The organism is Prevotella aff. ruminicola Tc2-24 (genome assembly GCF_900110895.1).
In the GTDB taxonomy this organism is placed as follows: Bacteria; Bacteroidota; Bacteroidia; order Bacteroidales; family Bacteroidaceae; genus Prevotella.
The window spans coordinates 147,322-171,640 of sequence record NZ_FOIQ01000005.1 but is presented as its reverse complement, the minus strand read 5'-3'; the positions used below and the strand labels follow the sequence as shown (position 1 = coordinate 171,640).

The 24,319-nt window shown below is 47.8% G+C and carries 26 protein-coding genes; 19 read left to right on the top strand and 7 right to left on the bottom strand.

What is annotated here, in order from left to right; genetic code table 11:
* Nucleotides 1-5 precede the first annotated feature (5 nt).
* The 4 genes from BMY63_RS10175 to BMY63_RS10160 are packed head-to-tail and all read left to right on the top strand — an operon-like array spanning nucleotide 6 to nucleotide 4,197.
* A complete protein-coding gene (locus BMY63_RS10175) occupies nucleotides 6-1,205 on the top strand; it encodes a glycosyltransferase (RefSeq protein ID WP_091916449.1) in 1,200 nt (399 codons plus the stop codon).
* Nucleotides 1,206-1,217: 12 nt separating this feature from the next.
* Nucleotides 1,218-1,970, top strand: a complete 753-nt coding sequence (locus tag BMY63_RS10170; protein WP_091916448.1) for a glycosyltransferase family 2 protein — start codon at nucleotides 1,218-1,220, stop codon at nucleotides 1,968-1,970.
* Nucleotides 1,971-3,071, top strand: coding sequence for an MraY family glycosyltransferase (locus BMY63_RS10165; protein WP_091916438.1), 1,101 nt, complete (start codon nucleotides 1,971-1,973; stop codon nucleotides 3,069-3,071).
* A 4-nt stretch (nucleotides 3,072-3,075) separates the two neighbouring features.
* Nucleotides 3,076-4,197, top strand: a complete 1,122-nt coding sequence (locus BMY63_RS10160) for an MraY family glycosyltransferase (RefSeq protein ID WP_091900513.1) — start codon at nucleotides 3,076-3,078, stop codon at nucleotides 4,195-4,197.
* A gap of 88 nt (nucleotides 4,198-4,285) precedes the next feature.
* On the opposite strand, the gene BMY63_RS10155 is transcribed toward BMY63_RS10160, so the two are convergent.
* The 3 genes from BMY63_RS10155 to BMY63_RS10145 are packed head-to-tail and all read right to left on the bottom strand — an operon-like array spanning nucleotide 4,286 to nucleotide 8,465.
* The gene (locus BMY63_RS10155) at nucleotides 4,286-6,511 is read right to left on the bottom strand and encodes a glutamine synthetase III family protein (RefSeq protein WP_091916437.1); all 2,226 of its coding nucleotides are present in this window, start codon (nucleotides 6,509-6,511) and stop codon (nucleotides 4,286-4,288) included.
* Nucleotides 6,512-6,558: 47 nt separating this feature from the next.
* Nucleotides 6,559-7,443 (bottom strand): carbon-nitrogen hydrolase, encoded by an 885-nt coding sequence (locus BMY63_RS10150; protein WP_091916436.1) that lies wholly within the window; start codon nucleotides 7,441-7,443, stop codon nucleotides 6,559-6,561.
* On the bottom strand, nucleotides 7,440-8,465 hold the full coding sequence (locus BMY63_RS10145; RefSeq protein ID WP_256218997.1) for an agmatine deiminase family protein: 1,026 nt from the start codon (nucleotides 8,463-8,465) through the stop codon (nucleotides 7,440-7,442). Before BMY63_RS10145 ends, BMY63_RS10150 begins: the two co-directional genes overlap by 4 nt.
* A 76-nt stretch (nucleotides 8,466-8,541) precedes the next feature.
* On the opposite strand from BMY63_RS10145, the gene BMY63_RS10140 reads away from it, so the two are divergent.
* The 5 genes from BMY63_RS10140 (at nucleotide 8,542) to BMY63_RS10120 (ending at nucleotide 12,509) form a co-directional block, all read left to right on the top strand.
* Nucleotides 8,542-9,144, top strand: a complete 603-nt coding sequence (locus tag BMY63_RS10140) for an ATP-binding cassette domain-containing protein (protein WP_091916680.1) — start codon at nucleotides 8,542-8,544, stop codon at nucleotides 9,142-9,144.
* Nucleotides 9,145-9,152: 8 nt separating this feature from the next.
* Nucleotides 9,153-9,893, top strand: coding sequence for an ABC transporter permease (locus tag BMY63_RS10135; protein ID WP_176771070.1), 741 nt, complete (start codon nucleotides 9,153-9,155; stop codon nucleotides 9,891-9,893).
* Between the two features lie 26 nt (nucleotides 9,894-9,919).
* Nucleotides 9,920-10,768 (top strand): DNA/RNA non-specific endonuclease, encoded by an 849-nt coding sequence (locus tag BMY63_RS10130; protein WP_091916434.1) that lies wholly within the window; start codon nucleotides 9,920-9,922, stop codon nucleotides 10,766-10,768.
* A 70-nt stretch (nucleotides 10,769-10,838) separates the two neighbouring features.
* The gene (locus BMY63_RS10125; protein ID WP_091916413.1) at nucleotides 10,839-11,624 is read left to right on the top strand and encodes a Nif3-like dinuclear metal center hexameric protein; all 786 of its coding nucleotides are present in this window, start codon (nucleotides 10,839-10,841) and stop codon (nucleotides 11,622-11,624) included.
* A gap of 36 nt (nucleotides 11,625-11,660) precedes the next feature.
* Entirely contained in the window at nucleotides 11,661-12,509 is an 849-nt protein-coding gene (locus BMY63_RS10120; protein ID WP_091900498.1) for a zinc ribbon domain-containing protein, read from the top strand.
* A gap of 1 nt (nucleotide 12,510) precedes the next feature.
* Here the strand turns inward: BMY63_RS10120 and BMY63_RS10115 are convergent, their stop codons facing one another.
* Entirely contained in the window at nucleotides 12,511-12,960 is a 450-nt protein-coding gene (locus BMY63_RS10115; RefSeq protein WP_091916411.1) for a type I restriction enzyme HsdR N-terminal domain-containing protein, read from the bottom strand.
* A gap of 124 nt (nucleotides 12,961-13,084) precedes the next feature.
* On the opposite strand from BMY63_RS10115, the gene holA reads away from it, so the two are divergent.
* The 4 genes from holA (at nucleotide 13,085) to BMY63_RS10095 (ending at nucleotide 17,083) form a co-directional block, all read left to right on the top strand.
* The gene (gene holA, locus BMY63_RS10110) at nucleotides 13,085-14,113 is read left to right on the top strand and encodes a DNA polymerase III subunit delta (protein WP_091916667.1); all 1,029 of its coding nucleotides are present in this window, start codon (nucleotides 13,085-13,087) and stop codon (nucleotides 14,111-14,113) included.
* 765 nt (nucleotides 14,114-14,878) lie between these two features.
* Nucleotides 14,879-15,346 (top strand): helix-turn-helix domain-containing protein, encoded by a 468-nt coding sequence (locus tag BMY63_RS10105; protein ID WP_091900492.1) that lies wholly within the window; start codon nucleotides 14,879-14,881, stop codon nucleotides 15,344-15,346.
* 67 nt (nucleotides 15,347-15,413) lie between these two features.
* Nucleotides 15,414-16,190 carry a dihydroorotate dehydrogenase electron transfer subunit gene (locus BMY63_RS10100; protein WP_091916410.1) on the top strand — a complete coding sequence of 259 codons (777 nt, stop codon included), beginning with the start codon at nucleotides 15,414-15,416 and terminating at the stop codon, nucleotides 16,188-16,190.
* Entirely contained in the window at nucleotides 16,178-17,083 is a 906-nt protein-coding gene (locus BMY63_RS10095) for a dihydroorotate dehydrogenase (RefSeq protein ID WP_091900489.1), read from the top strand. The genes BMY63_RS10100 and BMY63_RS10095 overlap by 13 nt, the downstream gene beginning before the upstream one ends.
* Nucleotides 17,084-17,254: 171 nt before the next feature.
* Here the strand turns inward: BMY63_RS10095 and aroC are convergent, their stop codons facing one another.
* Both aroC and BMY63_RS10085 read right to left on the bottom strand, forming a co-directional pair.
* On the bottom strand, nucleotides 17,255-18,331 hold the full coding sequence (aroC, locus tag BMY63_RS10090) for a chorismate synthase (RefSeq protein ID WP_091916409.1): 1,077 nt from the start codon (nucleotides 18,329-18,331) through the stop codon (nucleotides 17,255-17,257).
* A 23-nt stretch (nucleotides 18,332-18,354) separates the two neighbouring features.
* Nucleotides 18,355-19,005, bottom strand: a complete 651-nt coding sequence (locus tag BMY63_RS10085) for an FKBP-type peptidyl-prolyl cis-trans isomerase (RefSeq protein ID WP_091901104.1) — start codon at nucleotides 19,003-19,005, stop codon at nucleotides 18,355-18,357.
* A gap of 321 nt (nucleotides 19,006-19,326) precedes the next feature.
* Here BMY63_RS10085 and BMY63_RS10080 point away from each other — a divergent pair, with 321 nt between their 5' ends.
* The 6 genes from BMY63_RS10080 to BMY63_RS10060 all read left to right on the top strand — a co-directional run bounded on the left by BMY63_RS10080 (nucleotide 19,327) and on the right by BMY63_RS10060 (nucleotide 23,971).
* Nucleotides 19,327-19,689 carry a hypothetical protein gene (locus BMY63_RS10080; protein WP_091900485.1) on the top strand — a complete coding sequence of 121 codons (363 nt, stop codon included), beginning with the start codon at nucleotides 19,327-19,329 and terminating at the stop codon, nucleotides 19,687-19,689.
* Between the two features lie 126 nt (nucleotides 19,690-19,815).
* Nucleotides 19,816-20,700 (top strand): M48 family metallopeptidase, encoded by an 885-nt coding sequence (locus BMY63_RS10075; protein ID WP_091916408.1) that lies wholly within the window; start codon nucleotides 19,816-19,818, stop codon nucleotides 20,698-20,700.
* Nucleotides 20,701-20,709: 9 nt separating this feature from the next.
* The gene (locus tag BMY63_RS10070) at nucleotides 20,710-22,113 is read left to right on the top strand and encodes a C1 family peptidase (protein ID WP_091916407.1); all 1,404 of its coding nucleotides are present in this window, start codon (nucleotides 20,710-20,712) and stop codon (nucleotides 22,111-22,113) included.
* A complete protein-coding gene (locus BMY63_RS10065; RefSeq protein WP_091900479.1) occupies nucleotides 22,114-23,007 on the top strand; it encodes a helix-turn-helix transcriptional regulator in 894 nt (297 codons plus the stop codon).
* A 229-nt stretch (nucleotides 23,008-23,236) separates the two neighbouring features.
* Nucleotides 23,237-23,401 carry a hypothetical protein gene (locus tag BMY63_RS12360; protein ID WP_177178428.1) on the top strand — a complete coding sequence of 55 codons (165 nt, stop codon included), beginning with the start codon at nucleotides 23,237-23,239 and terminating at the stop codon, nucleotides 23,399-23,401.
* A 111-nt stretch (nucleotides 23,402-23,512) separates the two neighbouring features.
* Nucleotides 23,513-23,971, top strand: a complete 459-nt coding sequence (locus BMY63_RS10060) for a GAF domain-containing protein (RefSeq protein WP_091900477.1) — start codon at nucleotides 23,513-23,515, stop codon at nucleotides 23,969-23,971.
* Nucleotides 23,972-24,044: 73 nt separating this feature from the next.
* Here the strand turns inward: BMY63_RS10060 and BMY63_RS10055 are convergent, their stop codons facing one another.
* Nucleotides 24,045-24,314 carry a TIGR03905 family TSCPD domain-containing protein gene (locus BMY63_RS10055; protein WP_091916406.1) on the bottom strand — a complete coding sequence of 90 codons (270 nt, stop codon included), beginning with the start codon at nucleotides 24,312-24,314 and terminating at the stop codon, nucleotides 24,045-24,047.
* Between the last annotated feature and the right edge of the window lie 5 nt (nucleotides 24,315-24,319).

Genomic DNA, 24,319 nt, shown 5'->3' with positions numbered 1-24,319 from the left:
ATTATATGCCTGTATTATTTCAGATTAATGTAACTGCCAACTGGGGCTCTCATGGTCGTATTGCTGAAGAAATTGGTGAGATGGCCATGGCTCAGGGGTGGGATAGCTATATAGCATATGGGCGATATGCCAATCCGAGTAAGTCGCATCTGTTGAAGGTCGGAAGTCCGTTTGGCCATTATCTCCACGGGCTACAGTCAATGCTGTTCGACCGTCATGGCCTAGGTTCAACGAGCGCGACTTGGAAACTGATTCGTGAGATAGAGTGGATCAGGCCGGATATTATTCATCTGCATAATATTCATGGATATTATCTGAATTATCCGATCTTGTTCCAGTATCTGTCAGAAATGAAGACTCCTGTCGTGTGGACGCTACACGACTGTTGGCCGATCACAGGGCACTGTGCGTTCTTTACATATGCGGATTGTGACAGATGGAAGAAAGGATGCCATCATTGTCCGTGTCAGAAAAACTATCCGACTTCTTTCCTGATGGATAGGAGTGAGGCCAATTATGAACTGAAAAGACGATCTTTTACGTCACTCAGTAATTTGACACTGGTGCCAGTCTCAGAATGGTTGGATGGACTTTTAGACGAATCTTTTCTGAAGGATGTCCCCAGAAGGTGTATCCACAACGGAATAGACACAGATGTGTTCCATGCAGATAACTCGTTTTCTTCTTTCTGTCAGGGAAAGAAGGTTGTGCTAGGTGTTAGCAATAGGTGGGAACCACGAAAGGGAATGAGAGATTTCCTGGCGTTGAGATCATTGCTCGGCAGTGACTATGTGATCGTGTTGATTGGTCTTAGCAAAAAGCAAATCTATTCGTTGCCGGAAGGTATCATTGGCATAGAACGGACAGATAATCTGCAGCAACTGGTACATTACTATTCTCGGGCTGACGTGTTTGTTAATCCCACATATGAGGATAACTTCCCAACAACAAATCTGGAGGCACTGTCATGTGGGACACCGGTTGTAACGTATCGTACAGGCGGCAGTCCGGAAGCCGTGGACGAAGAGACAGGTGTCGTGGTCCCTTGTGGCGATGTAAACTCTTTGGCAGAGCATATTGAGGCGATATGCAGTGCACCTCATCCGGGTATCCGTTCGGAGAGATGTCGTCAGAGAGTGACGGAGAATTTCTGTAAGAGTGACAGGTATCAGGAGTATCTGGCCTTGTATAACTCTTTACTGTAAGAAATAACATATATGAAGATATCAATTATAACTGCGACTTATAATAGTGAGCGAACGTTACGTGATACCATGGAGAGTGTACTCCGTCAGACGTATCACGACTATGAGTATATTATCGTTGATGGTGTCTCGAAAGATGGAACACTTGACATTATCCGTGAATATGAGCCACGCTTCGATGGTAGGATGCGATATGTGAGTGAGCCTGACCATGGTATTTACGATGCTATGAACAAGGGATTTGCCATGGCCACAGGTGATGTCGTAGGTATTCTCAATTCTGATGATTTTTATACTTCAGACGATGTCCTTCAGTCGGTGGCCGATAGTTTCGGTGGTGAATATGTAGATGCTGTCTATGCCGATGTTCACTATGTCAGTTACGAGGATTTGTCACGGTGTGTCCGATATTACTCTTCTGGTGTTTTTCGTCGATGGATGATGCGGTTTGGTATGATGCCTGCCCATCCGTCATTCTACTGCCGCAGGGCTGTTTATACCCAGTATGGAACCTTTGATACGACATATCGCATTGCCGCAGATTTCGAGATAATGCTCCGACTGTTATTCATACACCGTATTCGTACCCGATATGTCAAGAAAGACTTTGTGACAATGCGGCTTGGCGGTGCTTCTACTACAGGTTATGGCAGTTGGTCGCTGATTATGAAGGAGCATCTGCAGATTATGAAGAAGCATGGGGTTGTTACGAACCGCTTTCTCCTTAGTCTGCGTTATATATACAAACTATTTGAATATTTATAGATGATCTACGTATCCGTTATATTACCCCTGTTGTTGGCGCTTTTACTGGCGCAGTATATGATCCCGCGAATCCTGATGGTGAGTGTGAAGAAGGATCTGGTGATTCCCTCGGAGACGAGGGATAAAGGGAGACTGCGTGTGCCGCGTCTGGGTGGTGTCTCTCTCTTTCCTGTCTTAGTGATTAGTGCTGGCGCAACGGCTGCATTATGTGCACGTTTTGATGGGTCGCTGTTATGGATGACTGAGAACGACTCAGATTTTGTGCAGTATATGTTTGCGGCTGCAGGCTTGACAACGATGTATCTCCTTGGTGTGATGGATGATCTCTTGGGGGTGTCCATTACTTCGAAATTGATCATAGAGTGTCTGGCGGCCTTGCTGATACCCCTCTCAGGTCTGTGGCTTGACAATCTTCATGGGGTATTGGGCATTTACGAGCTGCCGTGGTGGATCGGAATGCCACTGACCATGTTGACGGTATTATATATTTCTAATGCTATTCCGATGCTCGATGATGTGGATGGACTCGCTTCAGGTCTGGCCATGATTGCTTTTACCGTACTTGGTGTTGTCGCGTTCTTTGCTGACGAGTTGGTGCTGTTAATATTCTGTAGCGCCATGACAGGAATGCTGGGACCTTTCTTCTTCCGTAATGTGATCGGCAGTCGTATGGGACTACGTAATATCTATCTTGGTGATACGGGTAGTCTTACAATCGGTTATATCCTTAGTGTTGTTGTGATTGGCTTGAGTCGTCTGGGAGGAAGATGTCTGCCAGAGGGTGCTATCATGGTGTGCTTTGGAACGCTCCTCATTCCGATGTTTGACGTGTTCCGTGTGGCTGTTACCCGTATGGTGAATCACCGCAATATGTTCCGTCGTGACAACAATCATATCCATCATCGTCTGATGCAGGGTGGTATGGGTCCCGTACAGGTGCTCGTGTTTATCATGATCATCACCTTTTCCTTTGTGATACTCAATGTGGTATGTGTGTGGTTCGATTGGAACCTATCTGTACTCCTTGTGACCGATGTCTCGCTATGGCTGATATTACAGGTGGTGATAAGTTACTATAAGAACAAGAAAAGAAACTTTTAGGATCATGGATGAATTACAGTTGACAATATATTCCGTTGCGATTCCATTTCTTCTGTCCGTAGTGTTAGGATGGTTGTTTATTCCGAGAGTGCTGATTCTTAGCCATCGTAAACAACTCTATGACATGCCTGACCAACGGAAGATGCATCATACTCCAGTCCCCCGGTTAGGTGGTATTACATTCCTGCCTATTCTCTTGATAGTAGTATGTATGTCTTTAGGTGTATGGGTGATGATGCGTATGCCGTACAACTCTGAGACTTTGGATGACCTGTTTACACGGTTTATACTGCTCTTTGTGGGAATGATGGTACTCTTCCTCGTGGGAGTGGTCGACGATCTCATAGGCGTCTCCTATAAGGCGAAATTCCTGACGCAGATTATCAGTGCTGTACTCTTTCCGATTTCCGGACTTTGGATACATGATCTCTCTGGGCTGTTCTGGATCAATGAGATACCTACATGGGTTGGCATTCTCTTAACGATCTTTGTTGTCGTCTATGTTACGAATGCCATTAATCTGATAGATGGCGTCGATGGTTTGGCGGCTGGTATCTGTTTCGTCTCTTTGCTCACACTAGGACTGGCGGCCATGGTAAAGGGGCAGCATCTCTTCATGCTGATAACTTTTGGTATGCTTGGCATCTTGTTACCGTTCTGGTATTTCAATGTCTTTGGTCATGTTGAGAAGGAGAAGAAAATATTCATGGGTGATACTGGCAGTCTGACTCTAGGCTATCTGGTGAGTTTCCTGCTCATCTATATGGCCAGTGGGGCTGGAATAACATTCCCTCGTGAGATGCTGATTATTGGTCTGTCCACGATGTTTCTTCCGATGTTTGATATTGTGCGCGTGGTTATTGTTCGTGTTCGAAATCATTGTAATCCTTTTCTTCCTGACAAGAATCATATTCATCATAAACTTCTCCGTACTGGTATCAGCTCGCGATGTGTGATGACGGTATTGGTGTTCGTGTCTTTACTTCTGGTTCTTGCCACGATGATGGGTGTCTTCTATCATCTTGGAACAACATTCGTTTTCCTAATTGACGTTCTGTTGTGGCTTGTGTTTGATAGTACTGTTAACTACTATATTCGGAAGAACCATAGGAAAAGATACGAGTAAGACGATTTTGAAAGAATTGTCGTCTACCATAAATTAGCCCCCAAAAGGTTTCTCCTTTTGGGGGCTAAACATTTTTATGGGTCTCGTCCTAACGGATGAATAGCAGTTCGCGGTACTTGGGTAAGCTCCAGAGACCATCTTCGACAATCAGTTCCAGATGGTCGATCTCGTTACGGATGGCATCCATCTTTGGACAGACGGTATCATGGTAGGCAATGGCGCGCTCGTGAATGCTCTGGATACGATTAGCAACACGGCGTGCATCTGTCAGTTCCTCTACCAACTGTTCTATACGTTCTGTTCGCTCCGCAATCTCCTGAATCAGTTTTAGGTTACGGGCAGAGAGACGGTAAGCCTCATCGGCAGGGAAGACATCTTTCATGCCCTGAACATTTTTGATTAGCTGACTCTGATAATGGGTGGAGACAGGAATGATATGGTTCATAGACAAGTCGCCCATGACGCGTGCTTCAATCTGTACAGTCTTGACGTAGGTTTCCCATTTTACCTCGTTGCGTGCTTCCAACTCCTTGCGGTTCATCACCTTCGTAGACTCGAACATATGAACGCTTGATTCATCAAGGTAGTGCTCATAGATGATAGGGCATGAATTCTCGACATCGAGACCACGACGTTCGGCTTCCTCAACCCATGCTTCACTATAGCCATTTCCATCGAAGCGGACAGGTTTACAGATCTTGATATCCTCACGGAGGATGTCAAGAATTGCAGACAGTTTGCTGTCACCCTGAGCGATACGTTCATCAACGCGTTTCTTGAAACTCTGAAGTGCTTCTGCCATTGCAGAGTTGAGGGCAATCATGGCAGAGGCACAGTTGGATGAAGAACCGGGTGCGCGAAACTCAAAACGGTTGCCCGTGAAGGCAAAGGGAGATGTCCGGTTTCGGTCGGTATTGTCGATAATCAGATCGGGGATCTGTGGGATGTCAATCTCCATGCCCTGTTTGCCCTTGAGGTTGAAGAGATCGTCTCGGTCGGAGAGCTCAATATGATCGAGTAGCTCGTTGAGTTGTTTACCAAGGAACGAACTGATGATTGCGGGAGGTGCTTCGTTCCCTCCAAGACGGTGAGCGTTGGTTGCACTCATGATGGAGGCCTTCAGTAGCCCATTATGACGATAGACAGCCATCAGTGTCTCCACGATGAAGGTGACGAAGCGGAGGTTCTCTTTGGCTACAGCATCTTTATCGGCAGCGCGATCTTCCTGACTCTTTCCCGGTGCATGGAGCAGTACGCCAGTATCAGTGGAGAGACTCCAGTTGTTATGCTTTCCAGAACCGTTAATACCATCGAAAGGCTTCTCGTGGAGCAGTACACGGAAACCATGATTGTGTGCCACGCGCTTCATGAGCGACATCAACAGCATATTATGGTCGACAGCCAGATTACATTCCTCGAAGATGGGAGCGAGCTCAAACTGGTTGGGAGCCACCTCGTTATGACGTGTCTTACAAGGAATGGCAAGTTCGAGTGCCTGAATCTCCAAATCCTTCATGAATGCCTGTACTCGGTCTGGAATCGTACCAAAATAGTGGTCGTCCATCTGTTGGTTTTTCGCGCTCTCATGCCCCATTAATGTACGTCCGGTGAGCATCAGATCGGGACGGGCAGAATAGAGACCTTCATCAACCAGGAAATACTCCTGTTCCCATCCGAGGTTCACCTGCACCTTTTTGACATCGTCGTAGAAATAACGACATACGTCCGTGGCTGCTTTGTCAACAGCGTGGAGAGAACGAAGTAGGGGCGCTTTATAATCGAGCGCTTCTCCAGTGTATGCAATGAATATTGTAGGTATACATAATGTGTCGTCAATGATGAAGACAGGCGAAGTGGGATCCCATGCACTATAGCCGCGCGCTTCGAAGGTATTACGGATGCCGCCATTCGGGAACGAGGATGCGTCGGGCTCTTGTTGGACAAGCAGTTTACCGCTGAAGTTCTCTACCATACCACCCTTGCCGTCATGTTCGACAAAGGCATCATGTTTCTCGGCAGTGCCCTCGGTGAGAGGCTGGAACCAGTGGGTATAATGTGTAGCACCCATTTCCATGGCCCATTTCTTCATACCTTCTGCAACAGCATCGGCAATGCTACGGTCAAGTCGTGCTCCGTTGTCAATCACGTCAATGAGTTTATTGTATATCCTATTAGGCAGATACTTGAACATCTTGTCGCGACTGAATACATACTTGCCAAAATATGCCGAGGGACGTTCGGATGGGGTCGGAACCTCGACAGCCTTTTTCTTAAAGGCCTCTTCTACTACTTGGAATCTCAGTTGATTTGACATCTTTTTTATGGTTGTTTGAAGTTTTGCTTTTTGAGAATATGTGATATTTACTTAGCCTGATCAATGAACCTCCGGGGAAGGTCGGCGTAGGCATCAATACGACGGTCTCGCAGGAAGGGCCACCAGCGTCGTACTTGTTCGGAGTGTTGGAGGTCGATGGCAACGATAACACTCTCTTCTTCATCTGTTGAGGCCTCGTAGAGAATCTCTCCCTGAGGGCCGGCTACAAAAGAGGTCCCCCAGAACTGGATGCCGGAACTTCCGCATTCTTCCCAACCGACACGGTTGATGGCAACGACAGGAAGTCCGTTTGCAACGGCATGACCGCGCTGCACAGTCTGCCACGCCCGACGTTGTCGTTCCTGTTCCTCGGGTGTATCACTGGGCTCGTAACCGATAGCGGTTGGATAGATGAGCAAGTCTGCTCCTTGAAGAGCCATCAGTCGGGCTCCCTCAGGATACCACTGATCCCAGCAGACCATGACACCAAGACATCCGACAGATGTCTGTATCGGATGAAATCCGAGATCGCCAGGTGTGAAATAGAATTTCTCGTAGTATGCGGGATCGTCGGGAATATGCATCTTCCTGTATATACCAGCGATGTTACCGTCATTTTCTATGACGACAGCTGTATTATGGTACAGACCTGCTGCACGGCGTTCAAAGAGTGATGTGACGATGACCACACCAAATTGACGTGCGAGATCGCCGAAGAACTGTGTCGATGGTCCTGGTATCGGTTCTGCAAGATCGAAGTTGTTGACATCCTCTGTCTGACAGAAATAAAGAGAGTTGTGTAGTTCTTGCAAAACAATCAACTGGGCACCTCTTTTTGCGAGGTCACCGATACCTTCCGCAAGGCGGAGAAGGTTGTCTTTTGTGTCCGCAGAATTGTGCTGCTGCAGAAATCCAATCTTGAGTTCTTTCATCTTCTTTCTCCGATTTCCGGAAACTGCATTGTACAGCAATGCAGACTTCCATGTTGTTTGATAATGCTCCGACAGTCAATGCCTACTATCTTGCGATCAGGGAAGGCTTCTCTGATGAGACGCAAAGCTTCTGTATCGAGATCTGGCTGACCGTATGTAGGACAGAGCACAGCCTCGTTGATGATTAAAAAGTTGGCATAGGTGGCAGGTAGACGTTCCCCTTCTTCGTATATCGGACGTGGCATGGGGAGCTTGATAAGCCGGTATGGCTTGCCTTCTAATGTTTGGAAAGTCATGAGCTGCTGCTCCATCAGTCGCAGTTCTTCATATTGCTCGTCAGCAGTATCGTCGCAGCCAACATAAAGGAGCGTGTCGTCAGGACAGATGCGTACGAGGGTGTCAATATGTCCGTCAGTGTCGTCACCACTCAGATTACCGTGGTCAATCCAAAGAATCCGTTTGGCACAGAGTTTATCCTTTAAATAGTCCTCGATCTCTTGTCTCGTCAGCGGTTGATTTCTGTGAGGAGCCAACAGACAGCCTGTGGTTGTAAAGACTGTTCCCTTCCCATCGCTTTCAATAGAACCTCCTTCTAACACGAAGTTGAGGCAGTTGACGTATGTTCCCTTCATAACACCAGTATCATGGAGTTGACGATTCAAAGCGTTGTCTAGTTCGGCAGGGAATTTATCCCCCCATCCGTTAAATCGAAAGTCCATCAGTCGTCGTTCACCATGACGATTTGTTATAGTGATAAAACCATGATCACGTGCCCATGTGTCGTTTGATGGGAGAGAGGAGAAGTGGTAATGGAGGAAAGGAAGAGCAGGATCCGTTGGACCAACAATGAGTAATTCCTCACGAAGGGCAATCTCTCGAGCGATCTCTTCGTAGGTGGCGATAATCTCGTTGAGCATAGGAGCCCAATCGGTGCCGGCATGCGGCCACGTCAACTGCACTCCCCATTGGGGCTCCCATTCGGCCGGCAAGCGCCATCCTTGAGTATCGTTTTTTGTGCCCAAATTGAAAAATTTGCTGCAAAGGTACAAATAAATTGAGAATAATTTATAATTTTGCTGCAAAAATTGAACAGTACCTATGTTAGAGGTAAAAGATGTATCTATCGCTGCTGAGGAGAAGATACTGCTAAAGAACTTGTCGTTTATGGCCAAGGATGGGCAATTGACCTGTATCACAGGAAGGTCAGGTGTTGGTAAGACGACACTGCTACGTACTCTGATGGGGTTCATGCCAACCAAAGAAGGATTCGTCAGTGTCGATGGAGAATTGCTGACGGTCCGGTCTGCACACGTTTACCGCAGGATGATGACCTATCTGCCTCAGGAGTGTAAGATGTTGACTCGACAATTGATTGTACCAGAGGCTCCTTCTTGTGAGGAAGACGAGTATGGGGTATGGAACAATCTGCTGCCTTCCGTGACTCCAGAGTCACAACCAGAACCTCTGTCGTCAGAAGATATCGTTCGTCTGACGGAACTGACGCTACAGAAGGCCGAGGATAAACAGATATTTATAGTTGATGAGTTTGCCGATCATCTTCTACCCGAACATACAAGGCATGTGTTAGACTTATTGAGGAGTCTGGTTAGGGTAGGGAAAACCGTTTTGGTGGTCAGCAGTCAATCGCAGATAGTCGGTTGTGCAGATCAAGTGATAAACTTAGATATGATGGAGAGATGAATACAGATATGATTATACATGTATTTCTCGGATTGCTTTTACTGGCAATCCCTGTAGGTGCGTTATATTTCTTGGAGAAACAGATGTTAAAATCGTTTGGCATAGCTGTCGGTCGTATGATAGTACAACTGCTCGTTCTCTGTCTGATAGTATGGGGATTGATCAAAGTCAACAGTCCTTGGCTCTTGATAACTTGGTTGGTGGTGATGTCTGTTGTATCGGGATGGCTGGTGCTGAAACGTTGCGAACTTGATGTCGGCCGACCGATGCTTGCTGTTAGTGGCGGACTATTGACAGGGGTGTTCTTGGTAGGAGTGTGGTTGTTGGCGATAGTACTCCCCGTCCGGACTTTCGATGCCCATTGGTTCGTTCCTGTTATGGCCTTATTGATGGGACATGTTACCGCGATGATGATACGTGGGTTGAATACCTACCTTTCTGCCTTAAAGACCGATGGACAACAGTATGAGTTCCTAAGAGGCAATGGCTTCTCCCGTCTGAAATCCCTACAGCCTTTCCTGCGTCGTAGTCTGCTGGCAGTCGTCTCACCAACCATCGCGAATTTATCTGTACTTGGTCTCACCTCCATGCCGTTGCTGTTGGTCGGCATTTTTATGGGAGGCATGTCGGCTGTTAATGCCTTCATACTGATGCTTCTCATGACGACCGGTTGTGTGGCTGCTTCTATCCTTTCTCTCGCGGTCACAATTTTTCTTGTTGACCGTATTCTTGAACGGGCAAAAATATAAAAATAGAACATCGTTTGAATTGAGGTATGATAAATAATTGGAAACATATAATCTGGGCGTTGGGATTGGCATTGGTGATGGTCTCATGTCAGGAACAGAAAAGAAAAGGAGGTTCTCCTGTTCGGTCATCATTCATGTCGCCGGCTCTGAAGAAAGCCCCGGTCTCATATAATGAGAAAGCGAAAGTTGTCGTAATGTATGAGATGCCGGCTTCCCTAAAGGATCGTCCGGAACAGATTCTGAGGAGGGTGGGTTATACGGCCTCATACAATCGTCAGACGAAGAACCCGAACTGGGTAGCATGGCATCTGACGAAAGATCATACAAGAGGAAACCATCAGCGTGCGCAGGAGGTGTTCTCAGAGGATGAGGATGTCCGTTTGCCAAGAGCTACGGATCAAGACTATTACAATTCACGCTACGATAGGGGACACATGTGTCCGGCTGGTGATAATAAGTGGAGTCAGGAGGCCATGACTCAATCTTTCCTTTTCACGAACATCTGTCCGCAGAACCATGGACTCAACAAGTACGAGTGGAATGATTTGGAGATTCTTTGTCGCGACTGGGCTAGAAAATATGGCGCTGTCGATATCGTCTGTGGACCGCTTTATGGAAAACCGGAAACTCAGAAGACTATAGGAAAGAATAAAGTGTGGGTTCCTGATGCCTTTTTCAAGGTCATCCTTTGCAGAAGAGGAACTCCCAAAGCCATAGGATTCGTCTATAGGAATGAGGGAAGGAAGCAGGTGATGGAGGAGGCTGTGAGGACGGTTGATGAGATAGAACGATTGACGGGTATTGATTTCTTCCCTTCATTAGAGGATGAAACAGAGCGAAAAGTGGAAGCCGAAGCCCGACTATCTGACTGGTAAAGAGTTAAAAACCCTTAATTAATGGAAAGGCCGGGATGATGTCTCGTCTTTTCTTTGTAATTTTGCAGCCGTGAAGATTAAGGAGGTCTTGAGCGCCCTTGAACAATTCGCGCCTCTGCCCTTGCAAGAAAGCTGGGATAATGCTGGCTTGCAGGTAGGATTGACAGAGACGGAGGTTTCAGGGGCATTATTGTGTCTGGACGTCAACGAAAAGATTGTCGACGAAGCAGTGTGTAAAGGATGCAACTTGATTGTGTCCCATCATCCGTTGTTGTTCCGCGGTCTGAAGACCATCAGTGATATGACAGATGTTCAGCGCACGGTGATGAAGGTCATTCAGAATCAGCTCTGTGTTATCTCCATGCATACGAATATCGATAATGCTCATGGTGGTGTGAATTTCCGCATCGCCCAGAAACTGGGACTCCAAGATGTGCATTTTTTCGCCCCGAAGAGCGTTGATGGCTTGGAGGGAGGAAGTGGTGTCGTCGGCATACTTGTTGAGCCCATGGCCGCCGATGATTTCGTGTTGAAGGTAAAAAAGACCTTTGGCGTGGAGTGTGCAATGTGCAACGAACTGCTGCGGCGTCCTATACAGCGGGTGGCAATCTGTGGAGGAGCTGGCGATTTCCTACTTGACGAGGCCGTTAAGACTGGTGCTGATGCTTTTATCACAGGTGAGATGCACTATCATCAATATTTTGGCTATGAGCAGCAAATACAGATCTGCGTCATCGGCCACTACCAGAGCGAACAGTTTACGGCAGAGATTTTCCAGGAGATAATCCAAAGGGAATGTCCTGATGTGAAGACAGAGATAGCGGAGACGGTAACGAATCCGATATTGTATCTATAGAAGAAAAGTTGATTGTATATAAAAACGTAAAAGATTATGGCAAAGAAAGATCCGACAGATTTGTCAGTAGAAGAGAAGCTGAAAACCTTGTATCAGCTTCAGTCCGCGCTCTCAGCCATTGACGAGAAGCGTGCGTTGAGGGGTGAGTTGCCTCTGGAAGTACAAGACCTGGAAGATGAGATTGAGGGTCTGACCACTCGTATTGAGAAGATTAAGAATGAGATTGATGAGTTCAAGCATGCCGTTACTCAGAAGAACGGTGAGATTGAGGATGCTAAGGCTAGCGTGGAGCGTTATAAGAACCAGCTGAACGATGTAAAGAATAACCGCGAATATGATACTCTGAGTAAGGAGATCGAGTTCCAGACGTTGGAGATTGAACTTTGTAATAAGAAGATTCGTGAGGCCAATAATCGTATTCAGGAGAAGCAGCAGGAGCTGGCCGAGAACGAAGAGGTTATCAAGGATCGCCAAGCTGATCTCGAGGTGAAGAAGAGTGAACTTGACGAGATCATGGCTGAGACACGTGCCGAGGAAGAAAAGTTGAAAGAGAAGGTGAAGGATCTGGAGTCAAAGATCGAGAATCGCTTGCTGACTTCTTTCAAACGTATCCGCAAGAACGCTCGTAATGGTCTGGGCGTTGTCTATGTACAGCGTGATGCTTGCGGTGGTTGCTTTAATAAGATTCCACCTCAGCGTCAACTTGATATCAAGATGCATAAGAAGATCATCGTTTGCGAGTATTGTGGTCGTATTATGATTGACCCCGAACTGGCAGGTGTGAAGATCGACAAGACAACAGGCGAGGAGAAGAAGACGCGTAAGCGCTCTATCCGCAAGTCAGCTTCTTCTAAGAAGTCGACCGATGCCAATGACATGGATTAAGTCATAGATTTTCATAATCAGGAATATCCTCCAGGAAGCAATAGCTTCGCTGGGGGATATTCATTTTACAGCAATAGTGTTGTAGACCATTGCTTATAATCAGATAATCCGCTTTCAATAGATGATTATAGATAGATATCTGATCGAAGGTTTTCTGCTGAAGTGCTACTGTAGGGGCTTTGTATTCAATAATCATTCGTGGACGAGCTTCTTTATTATATAATAAGGTGTCGCAGCGAAGTCGTTTGTCACCAATCTTAAGCTCTACCTCGTTGGCCAACAGACCTTGAGGATATCCTTTGTGATCGACTAGAAAATGTACGAAATGCTGGCGTACCCATTCCTCTGGCGTTAAAGCCACGTACTTCTTGCGTAGGAAGTCCAGAATCATTCGTTTTCCGTCTTTCTCTTGCAGTTTGATTGGATATGGAGGAAGATTCAATTCGTACATTCTGATAGTTTATGATGATTTGATGGTAATACGAGGATAAAATAATCTCGATTATTTTGCTTTTTTACTCGATTTGCACTAACTTTGCAATCGCAAAAGTACAAATAATTATTTGAATAACGTTATGCCGGAAGCAAAAAATGTGAGTTTCGAAACCATCATGCGTGATTTGAAAGCGCGGAAATTCATGCCTGTCTATTATCTGATGGGTGATGAGCCGTATTATATCGATCAGATTGCTGATTATATTGCCGATCACGTACTGCAACCGGAAGAGCGCGATTTTAATCAAACTATTCTGTTCGGCTCAGATACAACGGCTTCACAGATTGCTGATGCAGCCCGGCGCTATCCGATGATGTCGGAATTCCAGGTACTGATTGTAAAAGAGGCACAGAATGTGAAGAATACAGAAGCGCTGGAGAAATACTTCAAGGCTCCTTTGAAGTCTACGATTCTTGTCATGTGCCATAAGAATGGTACTATTGATGGACGGAAAAAGGAATATGTGAAGGCGATTCAAACTGCTGGTGTACTCTTTGAGAGCAAAAAGTTACGAGACAGAGATCTTCCTGCGTATATAGAGAGTTATCTACAGGATCGTCAGGTGAGTATCGATCCGAAGTCGGTACAGATGATTGCGGATAATATTGGAGCGGATTTGAGTCGGTTGACTGGTGAGTTGGAGAAACTCATGATTTCTTTGCCCGAACAGGATAGGAGAGTGACGCCCCAAATTGTGGAGGACCAGATAGGCATCAGTAAAGATTTCAATGGCTTCGAACTGAGAGATGCCATTGTGAGCAAGAATGTTTATAAGGCAAATCTGATAATAAAATATTTTGACGAAAATCCCAAGGCCGGTAACATCTATTCTTTTCTTCCAATGCTCTTTAATTATTTCCAAAACTTGATGATCGCATACTATGCACCGAATAATAAGAGTCAGGAAGCGGTAGCAGAATGGTTGGAATTGAGATCTCCGTGGGCTGCCAAAGACTACATGACTGGCATGAGAAACTATGCCGGAATGAAGGTGATGCAGATTATTTCCAAGATGAGAGAGATTGACGCTAAAAGTAAGGGATTGGATAACCCAAATACCCCTCCAGGAGAGTTGATGAAAGAGTTGATTTTTTATATTTTGCACTAAAATAGCTACTTTTTTTTGCTAGAATTATAGAAAAATGCGCTTTTGAGAAGCGCTTTTTTTATGCTCAAATGCCGATAAAATCAAGGGGTATGAGCGTTTTTAGACCCTTCAAAACTCGCGTATTTTTATGTCTTTCCACCGCTTGTCGGTAAAACGCCAGAAATGCGAAAATTTGAGCGACTTTCGTCTGTCGGATTCGGCTTTCACATTTTTTAAATGGCGTATTTCTCTATATTTGTGTTTGTAAATGTAAACCATTCCATCTAATATTTATATATTAAAAGATAAAACACTCTTTCGGATAATGACAGAATTGTGATTTACAAATGTAGAATTCTAAAAACACAAATGAATATTTATAAATATGCAATAGGAGAAATCAGCATATAACACACGGATTATCAGTCATATATGCAATTATTCTGCAAAAAACAGCCCATTAATTGCCTTATTTCCACATGACAACATGCATATCCGTTATTTTTGTGCTTTATATTTGTAAATACCGATTTGGCAGTCAGTTATTTGGCTAATATAGCTAAATAAGGGCTTTGTAATAGTTTATTTCCTTATATTTAGGTTTGTAATTCTAAACCAGAGATTAGTCCTTTATACATATATAATTATGAAATGCAAATATCAAAACCCAAAGTAAAGAAACTTAAATTGTTTTTAATTTTGTTGTATGTTTGAAAAAAATGCTTTATCTTTGTAAACTGAAAGAAAAATAGGCAAAATAGCCCTTAAAAGCACTTTGATTAGTATATGAAGGATCGTATCAGACAAATTATGGAGTCTCAGCATATGACTCAACAAGTCTTTGCCGATTACATCGGATTGGCACCTGCAACCCTTAGCAGTATTTTTAATGATCGTACCCGTCCTACCCTCAACGTGGTTGAGTCGATCAAAAAGAAGATACCTAACATCAGCATCGACTGGTTGATGTTTGGTTCTGGTGACATGTATCTGACTGATCCGACAGTTGAAGACCAGGCACCTCGTACCCCTCAGGTGACTCAGCAGTCGATGCTCGATTTTGATCATCCAGCATCTCCTACCCCACAGACAGCTCCAACAGGGGCACAATATTATAATGGTGTAAAGAGTACACGCCCAGAAATAATTCGCGAGGAGGTTAAAATTGTTGACAAACCGCAACGACGCGTACAAGAGATCCGTGTCTTCTATGATGATCAGACGTGGGACACTTTTGTACCTGTTAAGAAATAAGGCTCTTTAAAAATTTGGCTTTTCGTTCATTTTGCACTATCTTTGCAAACAAATTTTTGCAAAGAGTATGAAGAAGTATGTTTTAGACTTGACTGTTGTCTCCGTAGAGCAGATCCATGAGCGCTATGTGCTGATAAAGCTCACCGATATTCAACCGCTTCCGGAGATGCTGCCAGGACAGTTTGTAGAGGTACGTGTCGATGGCTCCCCATCGACATTCCTGCGTCGACCGATCTCTATCCATTATATAGATAAGGTGAATAATCAACTTTGGCTCCTGGTGGCGACAGTTGGTGAAGGTACCCGTTGGATGGCTTCGCTCCATACTGGCGACGTGGTGAACTGTGTGTTACCTCTTGGCCATGGGTTTACGATGCCTCGGCAGACAGACGAGAAGTTCCTGCTTGTCGGTGGTGGTGTTGGTGTAGCGCCCTTGCTTTATCTTGGTGCGGAGATCCGACAGATGGGAGGTGAGCCCACCTTCCTGTTAGGAGCCCGTTCTGCTAAAGATCTTCTGATGCTCGATGAATTTAGGAAATATGGTCAGGTTTACGTGACGACAGAAGATGGCAGTGCCGGAGAGAAAGGCTTTGTGACCGGTCATTCAATCCTGAGTCAGGAGCGCTTTTCTCACATTGCTTCCTGCGGTCCTACGCCGATGATGAAGGCTGTGGCCCGTTATGCACACCAAGAAGACATCGACTGTGAGGTGTCTTTGGAGAATCTGATGGCCTGTGGCCTTGGCGCCTGTCTCTGTTGCGTGGAGAAGACAACGGAGGGCAACCTCTGTGTATGCAAGGATGGTCCTGTTTTTAATATCAAGAAGTTATTATGGCAGCTTTAAATGTAAGGATTGGAGCACTGGAACTGAAGAATCCGGTGATGACAGCATCAGGAACTTTTGGCTATGGACTGGAGTTCGCGGATTTTATGCCCCTTGATGGGATTGGAGGAATCATTGTCAAGGGAACCACACTGAAACCTCGTGAAGGAAATGATTACCCACGTATGGTGGAGACAGCACAAGGGATGTTGAACTGTGTGGGACTTCAGAACAAAGGTGTCGACTATTTCTGTGAGCATATCTATCCGCAGATCAAGGATATTGATACGAATATGATCGTTAATGTCAGTGGTTCTTCGCCCGAGGACTATGCCGAGTGCGCAGCCCGTATTGATGCACTTGACGAGATACCGGCCATCGAACTGAATATCTCCTGTCCGAACGTCAAGGACGGTGGAATGGCCTTTGGTGTCACGTGTGCCGGTGCTGCCAGTGTGGTGAAGGCTGTTCGTGCCCGTTACCACAAGACGCTTATTGTGAAGCTTTCTCCCAATGTGACGGATATCACAGAGATCGCCCGTGCTGTAGAGGCCGAGGGGGCCGATGCCGTGTCGCTTATCAACACGCTGATGGGAATGGCTATTGATATTGAAAGGCGGAAGACCATGCTCAGCATCAATACCGGTGGACTGAGTGGTCCTGCAGTAAAGCCTGTAGCCCTGCGTATGGTATGGCAGGTGGCGAAAGCCGTCAACATTCCCGTTGTCGGCTTAGGTGGTATCAGTTCCGCCAAGGATGCCATCGAGTTCCTGATGGCCGGTGCTACCGCCATTGAGATTGGAACAGCCAACTTCCTTGATCCTGCTATATCTATTAAGGTACGCGATGGCATCAACGACTGGCTCGACAGTCATGGTTGTCAGTCGGTGCAGGAGATCATAGGGGTGATATGAAAAATTTGAGGGTGATCAATAGACCACCCTCAACCAACACAAAAACTAAACTAGACTTAACTAATACATACCAGGATTTTCACAAACCCTCGGAATGTTGATGCAAATATACGATATTTTCTCTTATCAACCAAGAGAAAAACTCATTTTCTTGCAAAAAAAATGCGTTTCTTATCTTTTACCTGCCTTTCCCAACAGGTAGAAGTCAGCAATAGTCATTGCCGCCATTGCCTCAACCACGGGCACCGCCCTGGGCAGCACACACGGGTCATGCCTTCCACGAGCCGTGAAGAGGGTGGGGTTACCTTCCAGGTCTACAGTCTCCTGTTCCTTGAGGATGGTAGCCACGGGCTTAAAGGCCACACGGAAATAAATGTCCTGTCCGTTTGAGATGCCTCCTTGTATGCCACCGCTATGATTCGTACGGGTGGTCACGGTCTGGTCGGTAGAGGGCACGAAAACATCGTTCTGCTCAGAGCCGCGTGTGGTCACGCAGTCGAAGCCCTCACCATACTCGAATCCCTTGACGGCGTTGATGCTGAGCATCGCCGAGCCCAAGGCCGCATGTAACTTCCCGAATTCCGGTTCACCCAGTCCGGCAGGACAGCCCTTGATGACACAGGTGATGATACCACCGATGGTATCGCCCTCAGCCTTGATCTTGGCAATCAGAGCCTCCATCTCGGCAGCCTTCTCCGGATCAGGACAGCGCACGGCGTTGTTCTCTGTCTGCGAGAGGTCGTAGCGATGGTAGTCGCGGTCCAAGGCGATGTCGCCCACCTGAGAGGTGTAGGCTTGGATGCTGATGCCGTATTCACGGAGCACCATCTTGGCCAGGGCACCACCCACACACCGACTGATGGTGATACGAGCGGAGGAACGACCGCCGCCCCGGTGGTCTCGCACCCCGTATTTATTATAATAGGTGTAATCAGCATGAGAAGGACGGAACAGACAGCGCATATTCTCATAGTCCTGCGAGTGCTGGTTGGTGTTTCTGACGATAAAGCCGATAGGACAGCCTGTCGACTTCCCTTCAAAGACACCGCTTAACAGCTCCACTTGGTCGGGCTCTTGTCTTGAGGTCGTGATCTTGCTCTGACCAGGTCTGCGCCTGTTCAGTTCCTCCTGAATGAATTTCACGTCGACGTCAATGCCGGCAGGCATCCCGTCGACCACTCCACCAATGGCCTCGCCGTGACTCTCACCAAATGTGGTCAGTCTGAAAATATTGCCGAATGTATTCACTTCTCACCTTTTAATATCACTTCTTAATGGCAGTGACCGCAGCCGCATCCGTCACCATGGTGATGATCGTCGCAGTCACATCCGCCGTCGTGCTCATGCCCACAGTCGCATCCGTCACCGTGCTCATGCCCGCAGTCGCATCCGTCACCGTGGTGATGCCCACATCCACATCCGCAGCCGCCAGTCATCTGCTTGATGAGCGCCTGTACTTCCTCCTGAGTGGCCTCGCGGTTCTCGACGACAGTACCCGTGAAGTTCAGCACCTTCCCGGCCAGCGGGTGGTTGGTGTCGATGGTTACACCGTCTTCCTCGATTTTCTGTACCTTCGCCATGAAGCGCTGGTCGTCAGCGCCCATCAGCGTGATGACAGCGCCCTCGAAGATATTGTCATGGTCGAAATGCCCATTGATTGTGAAGACCTCACGTCCCAGTTTGTGTACACCCTCGGGATCATAAACGCCGAAAGCCTCTGCCGGTTGGAGGGTGAAGTCGAAGGTTGCGCCTTTCTCGTGCTTGATCACCTCCTCCTCGAAACGGTCGAGGGCGATGCCGAAGCCGGTAATCAACTCAAACGGTCGCTCTTCGCCCGTCTGCTCCTCAAGGTTCTTCTGCCCGTCAGTGATAGTATATAACTGGTATACGACTGATATGAATCTGTTTTGTGGTTTGTCCATCTTGAATGTCTTCTTTTTATGTCTATTTTTCAAATTTTCGTGCAAAGGTACGAATAATCGGTCGAATATCCAAATATATTTGAATAAATCCCAATAATTGTGATAGATAGCCAATCTGTTGACCTGTATCAACAAAACGGCTGTTATCGCACACAATTTTCATTTATTGCTTGTTTGGTATTCAAAAACATCGTACCTTTGCAGCGTCAAAAGACATAAAAAGATATTTGAACTTAAACCCGTTAAGGCGGGAAAACAGCGTAAGCCGGGAAGGCTGCGCAACAGGATAACATTTTAAACAATTAAAGAAAGGGTAAAAAGATGAAAAAGATGATTTTGACAATGGTAGCAATGCTGAGTATGACAACTGCATTTGCTGAGGGTGAGAGCGCTTCTAGCGTGAACAGTGTAGAGGCTTACGAGCTGAATGTCAATATGAACAAGCTCGCTGATGCACTGCGTCTGGATAGCGACCAGAAAGAGGCCGTGAGCAACATCCATCGCGTATTCGCTTCTGAGCTGAAGAACGCAGCCCTGAATGGTGAGAGCAATCGTAAGGCACTTGTTGATCGTGCCATCGTTAACGATGTTAAGCACATGCGCTATGTGCTGACCGAGGATCAGTTCCGTACTTATCTGAGACTGCTCAACACAACGATCAACAACCGTGGTTTGAACATGTAATACAGTGAATGGTTGATAGTTATTGAGGGGCGCTCCGAAAGGGGCGCCTCTTTTTTATGCCTATAATTTGTCAGTCTCGTTTTTTTTTATTTATTTTGCAGTCATAAACTCTAAAATAACTGCGATATGAAAAATCTGAAAGCTATTCTTGTGTCAGTCGTTGCTGTCCTGATGGTCAGTTGCGGAACGACCCGTACGGTACCCCTTACCGGGCGTCAGCAGAATCTGATGGTCGAGGATGGACAGATACTAAGTCTGGCCACCCAACAGTATCAGGAGTTCATGAAGACCGCCAAGCTGTCGACCAATGCTGCTAACACGGCGATGGTGAAGCGTGTCGGTCAGAACCTCGCCAATGCTGTGGTGAACTACCTGAATGCCGCAGGTCTCTCTTCCGAGGTTGCCAACTACAAGTGGACCTTCAACCTCGTGCAGGACAAGCAGGTCAATGCCTGGTGCATGCCTGGAGGACTCATCTGTGTCTACGAAGGACTGCTTCCCGTCACGCAGGATGAAGCCTCGCTGGCCATCGTACTGGGACATGAGATCGCTCATGCCGTAGCCCGTCACTCTGCCGAGCAGATGAGTACGCAGATCAAGCAGCAGTACGGTCTGCAGATCGGTGCTGCCCTATTGGGACAGGTAGGCATGGGAGCTAACACAAGTTCCATCATACAGGCCATCGCTGCCCAGGGCTTTAACTTCAAGAACCTGAAATACTCGCGCAACCACGAGAACGAGGCCGACCACATGGGACTGATCTTTGCCGCCATGGCAGGTTACGACCCGCGGGTGGCTACCACGTTCTGGCAGCGCATGGCAGCCAGCAAGACCACCCAGACGGCTGAGTTCCTGAGCGACCACCCGTCGGATGCTACCCGCATCAAGAATATCCAGGGATGGATGCCGGAGGCCTTGAGGTATTATAACCCGAAGGTTGCCAGCACGGTGCCTACAGCCAAGACAACGAAGACGGCCAAGACGTTGAAGGTGTCATCGAGTAAGAAGTAAACAACATATATGAAGCGAAACGTAATCAGTGTTTTTTGTGTCGTCTGCGCCGTGGCAACAGCTGGAGCGCAGACGAAGAGTGGTGGCATCTCTCAGGAGATGCTGAAAGATATTCAGAAAGAAGTCGTGTCGGAGCCGGTCAACAAGGCCTTAGTGAATGCCGTTGCCGCCAATAGTATTGATGCGCTGGCGAAGAACCACCAGAATGCAGGTGCTTTCGACACCTATTTCAATGTAGAGACGAAGAAACAGTCGATCACCGACCAGCGGTCGTCGGGCCGTTGTTGGATGTTCAGCGGTCTCAATGTGCTCCGTAGCAATTTCACCCAGAAGCACGACTCCGTAGAGATCAGCTTCTCCCAGGCCTATCTGTTCTTCTGGGATCAGTTGGAGAAGGCGAACCTGATGCTGCAGGGAGTTGTCGATACGGGTAAGAAGCCCATCGACGATCAGCGCGTGCAGTTCTTCTTCCATCATCCTATCAGTGATGGTGGCACCTTCTGTGGTGTCTCCGACCTGACGGAGAAGTACGGTCTCGTACCGGCAGAGGTGATGCCCGAGTCGTTCTCCAGCGACAATACCGACAAGGCGCGCAGTCTCATTGCCTCAAAGCTCCGTGAGTTCGGACTGCAGTTGCGCGATATGGTGGCCAAGGACCGTAAGCAGGCATCCATCGACAAGGCCAAGACCCGTATGCTGGCCCAGATCTATAAGATGCTTCAGATGACGATCGGCGAACCGCCGCAGAAATTCGTCTATGCTTTCAAGGATAAGAACGGCAAGGCTGTCGGTCGTGCCAAGGAGTACACCCCGCAGTCGTTCTACCAAGAGGTGGTAGGTGGTCCGCTCAACGGCACGTTCATCATGGCGATGAACGATCCGCGTCGCCCTTATTACAAGACCTATGAGGTAGAGTATGACCGTCACACCTACGACGGGCACAACTGGAAGTATGTGAACCTGCCGATGGACGATATCGAGCAGATGGCCATCGCCTCATTGAAGGACGGTCGCAAGCTCTATAGCAGTTACGACGTGGGTAAGTTCCTCGATCGTAAGCGTGGCTATGCCGACACGGAGAACTTCGATTATCAGTCGCTCTTCGGCACGACCTTCGGCATGAACAAGGCCGATCGTATCTCTACCTTCGATAGCGGTTCCACCCATGCCATGACACTGACGGCCGTCGACCTCGACGAGAAGGGTAAGGCCCGTAAGTGGAAGGTCGAGAACTCGTGGGGCGCCTCCTGGGGCCAGCAGGGTTGTCTGATCATGACCGACCGTTGGTTCCGTGAGTATATGTTCCGTCTGGTGGTCAACAAGAAGTATGTTTCCGAGAAGATCCTGAAGGCAGCCGAGACCGAGCCGGTGATGGTGATGCCCGAGGATCCGCTCTTCCTGCCCGACGAGTAGATGAAACCCTCCATGATCTTCCACCAGTATATCTGGCTGGTCAACACGCTGCGGCGCTATAAGAAGATGACGCTCGACGAACTCAGTCAGCGGTGGGTCGACGACGAGGTCGCCGACGGTAACCCGCTTTCCCGGTCCTCGTTCAACCGTCACCGCGATGCCATCCTCGACATGTTCGGCATCGTCATCGAGTGCGACGCGCAGGATGGCTACAGGTACTATATCTATAACCCCGAGGTGCTCGACGACGACACGATGGAGCGGTGGATGCTCTCCACGCTCACCGTCGGCGGTGTGCTCTCCGACGGGCTTTCCGTTCAAGAGCGTATCATCCTCGAGGATGTACCTGCCGGAGAAGAGTTCCTCCAGACCATCATCCGGGCCATCAAGACCAATAAGATCATTACCATCGGCTATCGGCGCTTCGGGGCCGACAGCTACGAGAAGACCGTGGCGCCCTATGCCCTGAAGCTGTTCCACCAGCGGTGGTACCTGCTGGCCTTTACGGGCCGTCATTTCGCCACCTACTCACTGGACCGGATGACGACCGTCACGCTGACCGACGAGACCTTCAAGATGCCTGACGATTTCTCGCCCCAGGCTTATTTCTCCGAGTATTTCGGGGTGCTGACCGACGAGACGCCTATGGCGCATGTCGTCGTTCGTGCCTATGGCCGGACGCCCGACTACTTGCGCACTTTGCCGCTCCATCGGTCACAGCGCGAGGTTGCATCGACCGATACGTATGCCGACTTCTCCTTCGACATCCGTCCTACGGCCGACTTCATCGGCACGCTCCTCTCGCATGGCGACGGTTTGGAGGTGCTCCAGCCTCAGGACCTCCGTCAGAGGTTCCTGCAACAAGTGGATGCCTTACGTGCCAGATATCAGTAGAAATACTTTTTTTAGAAAAAATACGAGGGTGTATCAACTTATGGTACACCCTCGTTTTATCTTTGCATCCGATAACATGATTGTACAACTAAAAAAGTAATAAGACTATGACTGGTTTATTTTGCATCTTCCTGATCTCTATCGCCCTCGTCGGACTGGTAAACGGATACCTCAATGCACTCGACAGTGCAGAGACAGTCAACAGGCATTAACCTCGTGATATCAGCAGATGGATAGACTGATAGATATGATGATGACATCACTCCTGAGGTTGGCTGACTACCTGACCCGTAGCCACGCACCTTCCGACCGTGCCTCTGAAACGGCAGAGTCTCCTGTGCCCCGTATCCGCTTCTCTCGTGAGGACCAGATGGTAGAGGGCGACCTGTTCTGACTTGTCCTATATCATCTTTTTTCTTGAATGGTATTCGTTTTTGACTGTCAGATGCATGATACTAAGTTCTTGTTTGTATCTTTGTCGTCTCAAACAAATCTTTAAATAATTATGGAAAAAGAAGAGAAATACAAACTGCTCGTAAAGCAGATCCGAAGTTTGGTCGAAGGTGAGACTAATGCCATCGGTGTGATGGCCAATGTGTGTGCAGCCATCCACGAGACGATGGGCTTTTTCTGGACGGGCTTCTACCGTGTGGAGAATGGCGAACTGCTGTTGGGTCCGTTCCAGGGCCCTGTGGCTTGTATGCGTATCCGTCTCGGACGTGGCGTGTGCAGTGCATCGGTAGAGCGCCGCGAGTCGGTGGTTGTGCCCGACGTAGAGCAGTTCCCTGGCCATGTCGCCTGCAGCAGTCTCTCACGTTCCGAGATTGTCGTGCCTCTGTTCTCTGCCGCTGGTGAGGTGATGGCCGTGCTCGATATCGACAGCAAGGAACTGTCGACCTTCGACGATACCGATCGTCGTTATCTGGAGACCATCTGCCAGATCGTTTCCCCCCTCCTCGGCTGAGAATAAGATTTGTCACAAACAGATGCTCATGGGTGTTTGCCCATGAGCATATTTTTTATACCCATACCTCTGCCTATTCCACCGGAGCGTTCTTCAGTTGCTCGAGAGCGCGGCAGAGCTGATCGGGGCATGATGTACTCTTCGTCCCGCAGCGGATACCGTTGAGGCGTCGTATCACGTCGTCGATATGCTGGCCGCGCACCAGTTGACCGATGCCCTGCAGGTTGCCGTTGCAACCACCCAGGAAGAATACCTGTTGGATGATGTTGTTCTCGTCGGCTGTCACGTCAATGAGCTTTGAGCATGTGCCTTGTGTTTCGTACTGGATGTGCTTGGTTTTCATAAAGC